The sequence below is a fragment of the Pseudoalteromonas sp. R86517 genome (genome assembly GCF_042466295.1).
GTDB lineage: Bacteria > Pseudomonadota > Gammaproteobacteria > Enterobacterales > Alteromonadaceae > Pseudoalteromonas > Pseudoalteromonas atlantica.
The window spans coordinates 1,266,654-1,281,672 of record NZ_JAXHCB010000001.1 but is presented as its reverse complement, the minus strand read 5'-3'; the positions used below and the strand labels follow the sequence as shown (position 1 = coordinate 1,281,672).

The following is a 15,019-nucleotide window of genomic DNA, read 5'->3' as shown; positions in this document are numbered from 1 at the left end:
CTCCTTATTGTTGGCCTAACATAAAATCACTTTGTGCTTGAAATGCGCTATCGTTTCTATCGTAAACTTTTGCGCCATCAATAAATACTTGTTCAGCTTTTGCGTAAACGCTAAATGGGTTTTGGTTCCAAATAACCACATCGCCTTGCTTACCTGCTTCAAGCGAACCAGTTTTATCTTCAATACCTAATGATTTAGCCGCGTTTGAGGTGATCCACTTAATCGCGTGCTGCTCCGAAATATCAAAACCATTTTCGTTTGCACGGTACATTACTTTACCCGCTTCTTGGTTTAAGCGCTGAATAGTGGTGTCTGAGTCAGAATGCACAATGGCACACGAATTTTTTACCGCATCAACAATAGCTACGTTTTCTTGAACCATGTCGTAGGCTTCCATTTTAAAGCCCCACCAATCTGGCCAAAGTGCAGCACACGAACCATTTTCAGCTAATAAATCTGCAATTTTATAAGCTTCTACACCGTGATGGAACGTACCTGCGTGATAGCCAAATTCTTTTGAAAGGTCGATCATCATCGCCATTTCTTCAGCTTTATAACAGTGATTATGAATTAACACTTCACCTTCAATTACCGCTCGAAGAGTATCGTGCTTAATGTCGCGAACTGGTGCTTCTGGGTTTAAACCTGCTTCGTAATCGGCGTCGTACTTATCCCATGCACGTTTGTACTCTTGTGCTTCTGCCCATGCCATACGGTAACCGGCCATGTTACCCATACGGGTGGAAGGCAAAGTACCTTGGCGACCATATACGCGTTTTGGGTTTTCACCACAGGCCATTTTTAAGCCATTAGGCGCATCAGGGAATTTCATTGCTTGCATGGTATGCGCAGGAATGTTTTTAAGTGTTACGCCACGGCCACCAAATAAGTTAGCTGAGCCTGGTAAAATTTGTAGTGAAGTAATACCGCCTTCGCGCGCGCGGTTAAAGCCAGGATCTTGAGGCCATACCGAATGCTCTACCCACACCTCAGCAGTATTTGGGCTGGTCATTTCGTTTCCATCTTGATGAGACTCAACCGATGGACTTGGGTAAGCACCTAAGTGAGAATGTACGTCAATAATACCTGGGGTAACCCATTTGCCCTGTGCATCAATGGTTGCATCTGCATTGGCCGATAAGTCTTTACCTACTTGTTGTACTTTACCATCAACAAGTAACACATCGGCGTCATCTAAGCGCTCGCCAGTGCCAGTTAGTACTGTTGCATTGGTAATTAATGTGCTTTTACTTGCAAGCGGTGTGTAGGTGCTTGGGTATGGGTTTTTATTAATGGTGATTTTTGCATCTTGTGGGCCGTTTTCTTGGCAGCCAACAAGGGCAGCAGCTAAACCAACTGCTAACAATGAGGGAGCAAATTTTTGCATGTTGTTAGGTTCTCCTGTTTTTTTGCTACTTTAGCTAAAGCGGCGTAATAAAGCTAAAAAAACAGGTAAAAAAGCGATTAAATGAGTTAAACGGCTGTAATTATTTTTTTATATAATTGTTATACAGCTTTTCAAGTGCGCCTTCGGTTGTAAGCGATGGGTCTTTGTTTATAAAGTGTTTTACGGTGCGAGTTACAAAGTCTGAGTTTTGCTTATGTTGCTTAGCAAAATCCTTAATTAATGTATTGCCATCGCTTGCTGCTGTTACTTTATCATGGCGATGACGATACTGGCTAAGTGCTCTATTAAAGTCGCCGTTATAATCCTCTACCAATATTTTATAAAAGTCACTTTTGTGAACTTTAAGTACGTTAATACAGTAATTTAATGCCTCTTTAAAGTCGGTAAAAACGGTGCCTTCTACATCAAACTCTTTGGTTTTTTCGCGTACGGTCACGCGGGCTTCTTCGGTGGCATATGTAAAGCCTGTAAACGCTAAACGCTCAGATGCCTCTTTACCTAATTTCATACCCGCTTGAATGCTGTGCGCAAATTCGTCACTCATTTCGCTTAATTCGTTTTCTTCCCACATGTTATAAACACGCAGCGCCTTAGCGTACTTATTAGAGAGCTTTTTTTTAAGTTTTGTAAAACGCTCATCTATCGTCATTAGCCTTTCATTATGCAATAAGGCATGGCACTCATAACACGCGGCAATAGAGACAAAGTCGGCCTCTTCGCCTAAATCAATAATGCTCTGTAGCATATGTAACGGCGGGCAATGATCGCGCTCTGTGGCTTCGCATCCACAATAAAAACATTGGTTAAAATGCTTGTGCTCGCAGGCATACGCTTGCTGGTAATAGCTGGCTAACGTTTTGCTCACTGGTTCTCCTAAAAATTAAGCGCGTAAATAATGGGGGCGATAATAGCAGGCTGAGAAAATATGTCAGTAGCTATAAAATAATTTTGCCTAAGTGTGTCAAAAAACACATTTATTAGGGCTTAAATTCAGTCACCTAGCTTAAGTGTGTATTTTTAAACATACCTGCTTACACCTTGTTGCGTTTGGTTAACAGCTTTTTAGTTTAAATCGCTCAATAATAAAGCTAAACCACAAACAATGAGGACTAATTATGAACACGTTAAAAGCTACTTTATGCACAACTATGGTACTAGGCGCAACTTTACTAATTGCAAAACCAGCATTAGCCACCCAATTTGTCGCGGCCGATTCATCGCCAGGTACACAGGCTTGTATGGCTGTTGCAGCTAATAAATCGTACGTTGTACGTAAAGCGTCACGCGATTTAAATATAAGCAAAGCGGTAATGAGCAAAAAGCTGAACTGTAATAACTTATCAATGGGCGACTTTGTTACTTTGTATAATCTTGATAAAAGCGCAAATTATTTAAATATTGATACCAGTACTCGCACATCAATTAAAGACTTAGCTAAATCGTACAACCCAGAAAAAGTAATCATCACAGGGCCAAAATAGTATGGCGTTAACACAAAATTAAGCCTGCTTTGTAAGCAGGCTTAATTATTAAATAATGGCCGCAATTAAGCCAAATAAACCGCCAAACACACCGCCCCATACTACTAGCCAACCTAAATGCTCACGTATCATAGTTTGAATAATGTCTTTGACCATTTTAGGGGTGAGTTCATTTAAGCGCTCATCAACTAATTTAAGTACCGTAGCATGTAAGCTTTGTGCGCTATTCCCTTGCGATAACGTATCGTTTACTAGCGCTTTAAAATCGTCTGTTTGGCTAATTTGCGCAAGTGATAGCTGCATTTTTTCAATAAACTTTTCTCGCATTGGCTCTATAGCCGCTGTGCCACCAAACATACCTAACATACTGCCAAACTGAGATTGCTCTATTACTTGAAGTAGGTTGTCGAATGCAGGGTTTAAATCAACCTTAGTAATAATGCCCTCAAAGTCGATATTAGGTTGTGCTTTGCTAAGTAGGTTATTAATTTTTTGCTCAGAGAAAAACTCAGTCAAAATTAAATTACGAATAGCCACTTTAAAACTTTCAAATTTTAGAGCAATAACACCCGAGCCGTATAGTAAAGGTACTTTTTCAAATAACATATGAACAGCCAATAAGTTTGTGACAGCACCAGATAGCGCAAATAACCCCACCGATAACACAATAGCGTGGTTAAAAAAGTAGCCTATAACTACACACAAGACAGCAAGCAAATTGGTGATAAAACTTTTGTTCATTGTTACTCCATTAGCATTTTTTATATCGTTAATTTTACAACGATTAGTTTGTTAAATTAATACTTTTTTGCCATAGTTTAAGTATCTGTTTAAAAGGCGAGCAATTGATATGTGGAAAACAGTAAACGAGCACATTAGCCAAGCCATTCATTATGACTTTAAACATACTTACAAACGTCAGCTGCAAAGTACAAATACCGATAAACTCTATCAACTCACCGATGGAAAACACAATTACCTGGTTAAAATTGCCCTTAAAAGCGAACTAGATCGTCTAGAAAGCGAAGCAATAGGACTTAAGCAGCTCACCCAAAATAGTGTTTTTATGGTGCCCGACTGCATTGTAACAGGTGCTAATATTGAATTTTCGTTTATTGTACTCGAGTGGTTAGTACTTGATAAACAGCCCCACACACATTGGCACGATATGGGTAAACAACTGGCTATGCTGCACCAAAAGCACGACCAAGCAATGTTTGGCTTTGATGTAGATAATTACCTAGCCACTACCGTGCAACCAAACCAATGGCATAAAAAATGGGACTTATTTTACGCAGAAGAGCGCATAGGTTGGCAACTGCAACTATTAGCCGAAAAAGGCATTCAGCTTGTAGAGCCTGAGCTATTAATTAATTTGGTAAAAGAGCAATTGCACAGCCATATTGTGGAGCCCTCTTTAGTACATGGCGACTTTTGGCGAGGAAATATGGGCTTTATTAAAAATGTACCGACCTTATTTAACCCCGCATGTTATTACGGAGACCGCGAGGTAGATATTGCAATGAGCGAGCTATTTGCCCCCTTACCTGATGATTTTTATAACGCCTATAACGCGCAATATCCATTAAGCGAAAACTATAAAAAGCGCAAAGCTATATACCAACTTTACCCTATTTTAAATCACGCAAATATATTTGCAGGGCACTACCTTACTCAGGCTAAGCAGCATATTGATGAGCTGCTATCGCTTTAAATAATAACGCCTCATAAGGCGTAAAATAACTGTCATAATCGTTGCTTCAGCACTATATTTAAAAAGGATGTTATTTAGGCTCAATACCTTGTTGTTTAGTTCAGTTTTGAGCCATCAAGTTGTTGCTAGTATAACTGCACAACTTAATTAATGTGTATCAATAAGTTAATTCTTACCTTGGTACTATTGGAGTGATTATGAAAGATTTTTTATCACAACGTATCACGTGCCCACACTGTGGCAACCACATACACCTAGACATTGACGCAAGTATGGGGGATCAAGACTACGTAGAAGAATGCAGTGCCTGTTGTAACCCTATTCATTTAAACATGCACATAGACCATGCTCATAAAAAATTAGAGTTACACATAGACAGCGACGATGAACAAATTTTTTAGCCTTGGTGGCGTAAGTAATTTTCTACCGTGTTAATAATGGTATAAGTTTGCTGATCGACTTCTATATTTAGTTCATCACCCACTTGTGCGTTACCTAAATTTGTAATGGCCAGTGTTTCGGGGATCAGGTGTAACCAAAACCCCTGCTCGTCAATTTCGCCCACGGTCAAACTTGCGCCATTTATTGCTACAAAGCCTTTGTACAAAACATACTTTTGCCATTTAGTAGGTAAGCTTAACTGAATTTTACAGTTATTTTGTTGCTTAACTATTTGCCCGATTCGGGCAGTGCAGTGTATGTGCCCCGACACAATATGCCCACCTAATTCAGTACCAAAGGTTACTGAGCGCTCATAATTAACTAAGCTACCTAGTGCAAGCTTGCCTAAATTAGTTAGTAATAGTGTTTCATCAATTACATCAAAATGTACTTGTGCCACTACATCGTGGTTACTTAATTCAACTTTAACCACCGTTAAACAACAGCCATTAATAGCAATGCTCGCACCTAAATCTAAATGTTTAACGTATTCATCACCTACCGATACAACTAAACGTAAAACCCCTTCGGTATGCGTGGTAGATACAACAGTAGCTTGAGTTTGAACGATTCCTGTAAACATAAAATCACTTAAAATTATTACAAAGTGCTAGTTTAACGTATCAACTCGTAAAATCATTCACTACAGTGATTTTTATTTGAAACACAATCGATTACAATTGCGCCCTGTTTTATCAAATAGCTGTTTTTATGACCTTTAGTAGCTGGGAAGCCAAACGTTTAATCACCCTTGCCGTACCTGTATTTTTAGCACAAGTAACACTCGTTTTAATGTCGGTGGTCGACACCATTATGGCAGGCCAAGTAAGCCCAACAGATTTGGCTGCGCTGTCGATTGCAACCGGTATATGGAACCCGTTATTACTGGCGCTGCAAGGTATTTTGCTCGCGTTAACCGGTATTATTGCCCAATTTGCGGGCGCTAACGATAAAAAAGGTATTAGCCATTATTTTCAGCAAGCTCTGTATTTAACCGCTATTTTAAGCGCAATTGGTTTTGGTATAGCCAACCTAGCCGATATAGTCATTTTAAAACTCGATACAACCCCCGCTATCGCAAGCCTTGCGTATGACTATATCCATTTTGTGAAATGGGGAGCCTTTGGCTTTTTAATTTTTACCGTTTATCGAAATATGACCGAAGGCATGGGGATGACAAAACCCGCTTTTTATATCAGCTTGTTAGGCCTTGGTGTTAATATTCCAGCTAACTATATTTTTATAAATGGTTTATTTGGCTTACCAGCCTACGGCGGTGCAGGTTGTGGTATTGCTACGGCATTGGTACTAACTGTAATGGCTGTTGCACAAGTAACGTATTGCCAGTTTAGTAAAAAAATTGATGCAAAAGCCCTGCTGGCAAATTTTGAAAAGCCCAATATTAAAACCATTGGGGTTATTACAAAACTAGGTATACCTATTTCGTTGGCCACCTTTTTTGAAATTACGCTATTTGCGTGTATACCATTATTTATTGCACACTTAGGTGCTGTTGCTGTGTCGGGTCATCAAATTGCGGGAAGCGTGACCGCGTTATTATTTATGATGCCACTGAGCTTATCTATCGCCATTAGTATTCGTATTGGTAATTTATTTGGTCAAAACCATTTAAGCCAATTAAAAACTGCTATATCAACCAGCTACATATTAGCCATTGCTATTGCGTTATTTTTAGCTTTTATAACCTTTATTGGCCGCGATTTAATAAGCCAACTTTACACCGACAGCCCAGCCGTTATTGCATTAGCGACCTCAATTATGATTTTGGCATGTATTTATCAAATTCCTGATGCACTCCAAGTCGCTGCGAACGGCATTTTAAGAGGTTTAAAACATACGCAGCCTATATCGTATATAACGTTTATATCTTACTGGTTAATCGGTTTTGCTTTAGGCTACGTATTGGGAAGAACAGATTTAATTGTGCCCGCCATGGGGCCGCACGGTTTTTGGATAGGTATTATTTTTGGTTTAACCGTTGCTGCTGTATGGCTTATGTTCACCGTTAATAAGCGATTAAAGCAGGCGCCATTTGTATAAAAATGTACGAACATTAATACCAAGCAAAACATGGTTAAGTTGTTTATTAGCTGTGTGTTGCGCCGCGCTTGCTGGGTGTTCAAAAGCGCCTAGCAACACTTATCACACATACACAGCACGCTTAAGTAATACCCTTGAAACCCAAGCACCAAGTTTAAGTAAACCTGAAGCTATTAGCCCGCTTTTACCCCCTAACACGCTTTTAAACAGCACTACCATTAGCTTGATTGAACTTGCAAGCTTAAGCCATTGTAAGCTCAGCTTACTTATTAGTGAGCACAACAATCAGCTTGGTAAAACGGCCGGACATGCCGGTGTTTTAAAGTATCAAATAGAGTTTGTGCAAAATGCACAGCAGTGCTTAAGCACGCTTGAGCCTGACTCAGCAGTTTATAAAACCCTATTAAAAGCAAAAACACATAAAGAGCAAACACTAAACCACTACTTTAATTTAATGTTGTATAACGAATTTGAGCTAAAAAACACGTGGCAAGCTAGCAGCTCAGAGCTTTCTGTCTCGCCGGCAGGTTTTAGCGACACGGTAGCGGCCATGCAGCAGCTTGCACTCATAAAACAACACATACTCAATAAACACTACTTAAAAATTAACTCCGCAGACATTTTTAACGCGTTAGAGCAGCTTAATAAGTACCGTTTTAACCAATTACTCATTTATTCTGCACGTCTGCAAATAGCGTTTAATAATTCAGCCACGCGATTTATCGAATCGCAATCCATTGATGAAATATGCCCAGCAGGAAAAAATAAAAAAATAGCCACTATCGTCAGTAACGTGTTTCAAAAGTATTTCCTTAAAGAAATACAGCCTTATCAGGCTAATTTAGCAGGCTACCTTGAAACACTTTTACCTTTGTATAACCAACTGTGGTTTGACCAAGCCATAACAAATAAGCAAATAAATACTTTGATAGCGCTGGATTCACAAAACAATCTACTAAACCAGCTTAAAGGCTCAGCCAAAAAACACGTTACCTGGTGGCAAAACTTTTATAAAACGTGTGAAATCAGCCCAATATGAATAAAAAAACGGCAAATAAACGTAAAAGCAACAAACTTGCTTGATTCACCACTCACCACGCTATATATTAGCGGCCGCTGATAATTAAATTTATCGCATCTTAATTAGGTAATACGACCGTAGCTCAGTTGGTTAGAGCGCTACCTTGACATGGTAGAGGTCGGTGGTTCGAATCCACTCGGTCGTACCAAATTTATTCTTCCCTTTGAATAAATATAATTAAGATACTCTTTGTACGACTGTAGCTCAGTTGGTTAGAGCGCTACCTTGACATGGTAGAGGTCGGTGGTTCGAATCCACTCAGTCGTACCAAAACTATTCTCCCCTCTGAATAAATATAATTAAGATACTATATGTACGAATGTAGCTCAGTTGGTTAGCGCGCTACCTACTCTCTATGCCCACGCCGAAATCACTGATTCGAATCCACTCAGTCGTACCAAAACTATACTCCCCTCTGAATAAATATAATTAAGATACTATTTGTACGAATGTAGCTCAGTTGGTTAGCGCGCTACCTACTCTCTACGCCCACGCCGAAATCGCTGGTTCGAATCCACTCAGTCGTACCAAAACTATTCTCCCCCTCTTAATAAATATAATTAACCTATTCCTATTAATCGTTAAGCCATAACTCAATTGGTTAGCGCGCTACCCACTCTCTATGCCCATGCAGAAATCGGTTGTTCGAATCCACTCTGTCGTATCAAATTTATTCATTCCACTGAATCAATTTAATTAAGCAATTAATAGTTCAATCATAGCTCAGTTGGTTAGCCCGCTACCCACCTTAAACCCTAACTAATACTGCAAACACCCGCAGTGTTTATAAATTCGTTTAAACAAAAACGCCCTCGTATTACTTATTTATTAATGCAGTTTGTTATTTAAAGCCAAATTAAGCCATTACTTAAAGGCGATAATTTTGTTTGATTTATATACTATTTGTTTACAATTTGATTATAATCGCTTAGTGGGTTTTTAAAGTGAGTTTAGGTATGGTGCGGGTTGGTATATTAACAGTATTCTTTTTCTGTGCTTTGTTTAGCCCGCTAACAACTGCTTATACACTTAATAACAACATTACCCTAGAGGATGATAACCTGTGGCGCCCTGTCATAGCATTCAATACGCCTCCTTCTGCACAGCAAGTAATTACATCTTATAAAAACGCTAGTGAAACGAGTAACCTGCTCGGTAAAAGTGGCGCTGTAGTAACAAAAATTGCGCTAAATAACCCCACCACTGGAGATTGGTATGTGCTGCCGCAAGCCAATTTTATCGACGTTGGTTTAGCCTATTGGCAAACCGAACAGGGGGATATAGTTAAGCTTGCTGATTTTTCGCAGTCTCACGTTAATCAACCGGCTATTTTAATGCATGGACAAGCATTTAAACTGCCCTTCTATGCGCCAAGCAGTGGCTATTTATGGATATATTTAGAAGCCAAACACTATCCAACGCCGGTTGATTTAAGTATTTTAAGCGAAGGTGCATTTTTGCATCATCAGTTTTATATAAACTCATTAAGCCTTATTACTATTTCTGTCATGCTTACTTTAGCAATGATGGCCTTTGTAATGTTTTTAAGAGTAAAGCAAAAAGTGGCCTTGTTTTGTGCTGGGTATGTCGGTTTGCACGGTCTTGGCTGGGCGTTTGCTTCGGGCGCTGTAAATACAATTTATGCCAGCCCCTCTTTTAATAAACATTACTTAGGTATTTATTTATTTGCCTTTGCTGTAAGTTGCGCAGCAGCATTTACCTACTACCTGTTTAACTTCGATAAAGAAAAAGCCAATAAGCTTGGGAGTGCTTTAAAATACTTTACCGTTAGTGCATTTATATGCGGTATCTGCAGCCTATTAATGCCCTTTTATTTAGTGTTTTATATCGCGCACTTTTTAGCAGCCGTATGGGTTATGCTCAGCTTAACCACCGGGTTTGCCATGCTTAGCCTGAACGATTTTAGAGCCAAGTATTTTTTATTTGGAAATATGCTCTATAGCCTGTCATTAGTAGTATTCGTTGCGTTTCATTTTGATTTAATAAATGCGACATCATCAGAAATACTTGTGCTGTTAGCCTTAGCAATAGATTGTGTGTGTATTGTGCTGTCTTTGTCTGAGTGGCTAAAGTTAAAACAGCACGAATTTAGTACCTTGTTACATGAATCTCGCTTTGATCCTCTAACCCAAGTTGGCAACCGACTACTATTAAATGATGAGCTGATTAAACTTGCACATAGTGCTTACATCATTGTGTTTATAGATTGTGATGGAATAAAAAAAATAAACGATGCGCTTGGGCACGCCAAAGGTGATGCGTTTTTAATTAATGCAGCAAAATTAATGACACAGCATCTAGCGCAAGACGGCACCGTATTTAGAACCGGGGGCGATGAATTTATTTGGTTATGTAAAGTCAAAAACAAATCACACCTTCCCCAACTAAAAACCACACTTACCCAGAAGCTCACCGCATTACATCGCACTATTCAACAGCAATGGCCGCAATCAGGTATTAGTTATGGCATAGCATCTAGCGATGAGTGCCAGAGCCATACTGAGTGTTTAACCTTAGCGGATCAGCGCATGTATAACTTAAAATCAGCCCATAAACTTAAAGCAAGTTAAGCTACTAACCTCCTCAACCACCTTTTTCGCCACTTACCGCCTTTTATTTTACTCGAAGCCTCTGCTAGGTACGCTCATGTATTCGCCAATAACTTCATGCACGTGTGTCGCCCGTTGTTCGCGAGTATGAAATTTATTAAACAGTGTAATAGTACAAAACGAACAAGAACAAAGTTATAATGGCGCTAATTTGTCAGGCGAATAAAGCTATAAATAACACGATTAAATTACACCAATAGGAGTTGTACATGGAACATATTATTTCGGGCGTGGCTAAGTTTCAAAAAGAAGTTTACCCATCAAAAAAAGCAGCGTTTCAAAAACTAGCCAATGGTCAAAACCCAGAAGTGTTATTTATCACCTGTGCCGACTCGCGTATCGATCCTAACTTAGTGACTCAAACTGAACCCGGTGAATTATTTATTTGTCGTAACGCGGGCAATATTATCCCGCCACATAGTAATCAAACCGGCGGTATGACAGCCTCAATTGAATTTGCGGTGGCTGCACTGGGCGTATCGCACATTATTATTTGTGGGCACTCGGATTGTGGCGCAATGAAAGGCGCTATAAATACTGAAGGTTTATCAAGCTTACCGCACGTTAAAGAGTGGCTTGGCCACAGCCGCGTAGCAACTGAAGTTGTAAAAGAAAAATGCGGTTGCGCAGAGCTAAACAATAACGACCACCTAGGCTTAGTAATTGAAGAAAACGTAGTACAACAACTACAGCATATAAAAACACACCCTGCTGTGGCTGCAAAAATTGCAACCGGTCAAGTTAAGCTACACGGCTGGGTATATGATATAGAATCTGCAGAAATTAAAACCTACGATGAAGCGACGGGCAGCTTTAAACCTGTTGAAGATACCGATGTAGAAACCCTGGCGAAGCAAAGCAAGTAAAGCTGTTTTACAGAATTAATGCGCTTACTGTTATTTTTATTTCAAAATAACAAAGCGCATTTTTTATTTATAGCCTAAACGCTTATCCCTAGTTTTTAGTTAACGGCACAAATGCACTTTTGTTGACTAAGCATCACATTGTAGCCTCATTTTGTGCACTCCCATAGTGCTGGCACCGCACCAAAACAACTCAAATATGCGTAAGTAAAACCATTTAAAAGTAATGTAGCTATTAAAAAACAAACACTTATAAAAATGGCCGTGTTTTTGCTTATATGATAACCATACCGTTCGTTATTAAAACGACACACATTTAGGTTGTTATGACCACAGGCAAAGAAGCCCGCTCGCAGTTGCATTAATTTGTATCTGTGGCGGGCTTTTTTGTTTTTAAATTAAACCGTCATTGAGGGGATACCAATGCAAACACCAACAAAAATACTCATTATTGGTAATGGGATGGTTGGGCACCATTTTGTAGAGCAAATGCGCCAAAGCGACGCTAACGCGCACATTACCGTACTGTGTGGAGAAGCAAATTTAGCTTATGACCGTGTTTACTTATCCAGCGTGTTTGATGGTAAAACAGCCGCCGATTTAGCCCTAACCACTTTTGATAATTATCAGCAGTTAAATATAAATGTGCATACTAACCAGTGGGTTCATGAAATAGATAAAACAAACAAGGTAGTTAGCACTCAAACCGGTGATAAATTTAATTACGATAAACTTATTTTAGCAACAGGGTCGTACCCGTTTGTGCCGCCAATTAAAGGGAATGACCAACCCCATTGCTTGGTTTACCGTACCCTAGAAGATTTAGAGCAAATAAAAGCAAGCGCTGCGCAAAGTAAAAGTGGCGTAGTGATAGGTGGCGGCTTGTTAGGGCTTGAAGCAGCCAATGCAATTAAGCAACTTGGGCTTGATACTCATGTAGTTGAGTTTGCACCCCAACTTATGGCGGTACAACTTGATGAACAAGGTGGAACGCTGTTAAAAAACAAAATTGAAAAACTGGGCGTGAGCGTGCATACCGCTAAAGCCACCAGCGAAATAGTGAAAGGCGAAACGAGCCGTTACAGACTAAATTTTTCAGATGACACGTTTTTAGAAACCGACTTAATTTTGTTCTCGGCCGGTATTCGCCCATACGATGAGCTTGGCAAAGTGGCCGAACTTGAATTAGGACAACGTGGCGGTATTGTTATTAACAACCAATGCCAAACATCAAACCCAGATATATATGCTATTGGCGAATGTGCCTTATGGGACAAAAAGCTATTTGGCTTAGTCGCCCCGGGATATAACATGGCTCGCGTGGTTGCAAGCCAACTTACAGGCGGCGAACTTGAGTTTTTAGGCGCCGATATGAGCACAAAATTAAAACTACTCGGGGTAGAGGTAGGCTCAATTGGCGATGCCCACGCTAAAACCCCCGATTGCAAAGAGTTAATTTATCAAGATCCTATTCGTGATTGTTATAAAAAAATTATTTTAAATGAGGCAGGCAACAAGTTATTAGGCGCAGTACTTGTTGGCGATACTAGCGATTACGACACACTGTTGCAGTACATGTTAAACGACATGGAATTACCCGCACACCCTGAGTGCCTCATTTTACCTGATAGCGAAGGAGCACCTGTTTTAGCGGGAAATGCCCTGCCCGATACTGCCACTATTTGTTCGTGCCACAATGTAAGCAAAGGCGACATTGTGGGTGCAATTGATGGCGGCTCATGCGATTTATCTGCAGTTAAAGCTTGTACCAAAGCCGCCAGCGGCTGTGGTGGCTGTGCCGCATTATTAAAATCGGTAGTCGACAGTGAACTTCAAAGCCGTGGGGTTGAAGTTAACAACCATGTGTGTGAACACTTTGCTTTTTCGCGTCAAGAGTTACTGCATTTAGTAAAAGTAGAAAGCATTAAAACTTTTGATGATTTGCTCACTAAACATGGCAGCGGTCATCACGGCTGTGAAATATGCAAACCTGCAGTGGCCTCTATTTTAGCTTCAACGTGGAATGAGTTTATTTTAGAACCCGCTCATGTTGGCCTGCAAGATACCAACGACACTTACCTTGCAAATATGCAAAAAGATGGCTCTTACTCTGTCGTTCCCCGTATAGCGGGTGGCGAAATTACCCCCGACAAACTTATTGTTATTGGCCAAGTTGCCAAAGACTTTAACCTGTATTGTAAAGTCACAGGTGGGCAGCGTATCGACTTATTTGGCGCACGCCTTGAAGAGCTCCCTATTATTTGGGAAAGACTTATTGCAGCCGGTTTTGAAACCGGTCACGCTTATGGTAAGTCGCTCAGAACCGTTAAATCGTGTGTTGGCAGTACGTGGTGTCGCTATGGCGTTCAAGACAGTGTTGGCCACGCGATTGCGATTGAAAACCGCTACAAAGGTTTACGCGCCCCGCATAAATTTAAAATGGCCGTATCGGGCTGTACCCGCGAATGCGCTGAGGCACAAAGCAAAGATATAGGCGTAATAGCAACCGAAAATGGCTGGAACTTATACGTATGTGGAAATGGCGGTATGCGCCCGCGCCATGCTGATTTATTTGCTACCGATTTAGATACCGAAACACTCATTAAATACATTGACCGCGTGATCATGTTTTACATTAAAACCGCCGATAAACTGCAGCGCACCTCAGTGTGGATGGAAAATTTAGAAGGCGGGCTAGATTATTTAAAAAGCGTAGTAATAGACGACAGCCTAGGTATTTGCCATGAGCTTGAAACCCAAATGGCGCTTGTAACTAAAACTTATGCCTGCGAATGGAAAAAAGCAGTCGAAAGTCCAGAGGCCTCAAAACGGTTCCGCCAATTTATTAATAGCCCAGATGCCGATAGCAATATTTTATTTGTACAAGAGCGCAGCCAAATTCGCCCCGCCACTGAGTCTGAAAAACGTAACCAGCAAAATTCGACAAACCGTATCCCCGTAATGGAAATTGAGCAGGAGCAAGCTGATGTATTGGCATAAAATTGGAACAACCGACGACCTAGTTGCTAATAGTGGCGTATGCGCATTAGTAAACAACCAGCAAGTGGCCATATTTTATGTTCCACAAAATAGTGAGCCTGTGTTAGCCATTAGCAACTACGACCCGATAGGCAAAGCCAATGTACTATCGCGCGGCATTATAGGCTCTATTGATGGAAAATTAGTAGTGGCCTCCCCTTTGTATAAGCAACATTTTTGTTTAAATACCGGCGAGTGCCTAGAAGCAGAGGCAATACAGCTCCCCGTATTTGAAGCCAAAATAGACAATGGCAATGTCTTTGTTAGCGCTGAGCCAAAAGCCATTACAGCGTTAGCATAA

The 15,019-nt window shown here is 40.4% G+C and carries 13 protein-coding genes and 2 tRNA genes; 11 read left to right on the top strand and 4 right to left on the bottom strand.

Annotated elements, in window-relative coordinates:
* Window positions 1-4: 4 nt before the first annotated feature.
* Both SJY38_RS05745 and SJY38_RS05740 read right to left on the bottom strand, forming a co-directional pair.
* Entirely contained in the window at window positions 5-1,387 is a 1,383-nt protein-coding gene (locus SJY38_RS05745; RefSeq protein WP_004586758.1) for an amidohydrolase, read from the bottom strand.
* A 100-nt stretch (window positions 1,388-1,487) separates the two neighbouring features.
* On the bottom strand, window positions 1,488-2,273 hold the full coding sequence (locus tag SJY38_RS05740) for a hypothetical protein (protein ID WP_004586759.1): 786 nt from the start codon (window positions 2,271-2,273) through the stop codon (window positions 1,488-1,490).
* A gap of 250 nt (window positions 2,274-2,523) precedes the next feature.
* Between SJY38_RS05740 and SJY38_RS05735 the strand changes: the two genes are divergently transcribed.
* A complete protein-coding gene (locus tag SJY38_RS05735; protein ID WP_286741731.1) occupies window positions 2,524-2,889 on the top strand; it encodes a DUF3718 domain-containing protein in 366 nt (121 codons plus the stop codon).
* Between the two features lie 48 nt (window positions 2,890-2,937).
* On the opposite strand, the gene SJY38_RS05730 is transcribed toward SJY38_RS05735, so the two are convergent.
* Window positions 2,938-3,630, bottom strand: a complete 693-nt coding sequence (locus tag SJY38_RS05730) for a DUF445 domain-containing protein (protein WP_096739530.1) — start codon at window positions 3,628-3,630, stop codon at window positions 2,938-2,940.
* 109 nt (window positions 3,631-3,739) lie between these two features.
* Between SJY38_RS05730 and SJY38_RS05725 the strand changes: the two genes are divergently transcribed.
* Together SJY38_RS05725 and SJY38_RS05720 are read left to right on the top strand one after the other, a co-directional pair.
* Window positions 3,740-4,603: a fructosamine kinase family protein gene (locus SJY38_RS05725; RefSeq protein WP_004586762.1), complete on the top strand. Its 864-nt coding sequence runs from the start codon at window positions 3,740-3,742 to the stop codon at window positions 4,601-4,603.
* Window positions 4,604-4,800: 197 nt separating this feature from the next.
* Complete coding sequence (locus SJY38_RS05720; protein ID WP_004586763.1) at window positions 4,801-5,004, top strand: CPXCG motif-containing cysteine-rich protein; 204 nt, start codon at window positions 4,801-4,803, stop codon at window positions 5,002-5,004.
* Here SJY38_RS05720 and SJY38_RS05715 read toward each other — a convergent pair.
* Window positions 5,001-5,627, bottom strand: a complete 627-nt coding sequence (locus SJY38_RS05715; protein WP_126007261.1) for a riboflavin synthase subunit alpha — start codon at window positions 5,625-5,627, stop codon at window positions 5,001-5,003. The two genes, SJY38_RS05720 and SJY38_RS05715, sit on opposite strands and share 4 nt — an antisense overlap.
* 128 nt (window positions 5,628-5,755) lie before the next feature.
* Here SJY38_RS05715 and SJY38_RS05710 point away from each other — a divergent pair, with 128 nt between their 5' ends.
* The 8 genes from SJY38_RS05710 to nirD all read left to right on the top strand — a co-directional run bounded on the left by SJY38_RS05710 (window position 5,756) and on the right by nirD (window position 15,019).
* A complete protein-coding gene (locus tag SJY38_RS05710) occupies window positions 5,756-7,105 on the top strand; it encodes an MATE family efflux transporter (RefSeq protein WP_096041608.1) in 1,350 nt (449 codons plus the stop codon).
* Window positions 7,098-8,144, top strand: a complete 1,047-nt coding sequence (locus tag SJY38_RS05705; RefSeq protein WP_286741729.1) for a DUF3080 family protein — start codon at window positions 7,098-7,100, stop codon at window positions 8,142-8,144. The genes SJY38_RS05710 and SJY38_RS05705 overlap by 8 nt, the downstream gene beginning before the upstream one ends.
* Window positions 8,145-8,257: 113 nt before the next feature.
* Window positions 8,258-8,334 (top strand) — tRNA-Val (locus SJY38_RS05700).
* Between the two features lie 45 nt (window positions 8,335-8,379).
* A tRNA-Val gene (locus tag SJY38_RS05695) sits at window positions 8,380-8,456 on the top strand.
* Window positions 8,457-9,130: 674 nt separating this feature from the next.
* On the top strand, window positions 9,131-10,777 hold the full coding sequence (locus SJY38_RS05690; RefSeq protein ID WP_286741728.1) for a diguanylate cyclase: 1,647 nt from the start codon (window positions 9,131-9,133) through the stop codon (window positions 10,775-10,777).
* Window positions 10,778-11,025: 248 nt separating this feature from the next.
* Window positions 11,026-11,682, top strand: coding sequence for a carbonic anhydrase (locus SJY38_RS05685; RefSeq protein ID WP_055255729.1), 657 nt, complete (start codon window positions 11,026-11,028; stop codon window positions 11,680-11,682).
* 420 nt (window positions 11,683-12,102) lie between these two features.
* The gene (gene nirB / locus SJY38_RS05680) at window positions 12,103-14,679 is read left to right on the top strand and encodes a nitrite reductase large subunit NirB (protein WP_286741727.1); all 2,577 of its coding nucleotides are present in this window, start codon (window positions 12,103-12,105) and stop codon (window positions 14,677-14,679) included.
* Complete coding sequence (gene nirD, locus SJY38_RS05675; protein ID WP_024033472.1) at window positions 14,666-15,019, top strand: nitrite reductase small subunit NirD; 354 nt, start codon at window positions 14,666-14,668, stop codon at window positions 15,017-15,019. The genes nirB and nirD overlap by 14 nt, the downstream gene beginning before the upstream one ends.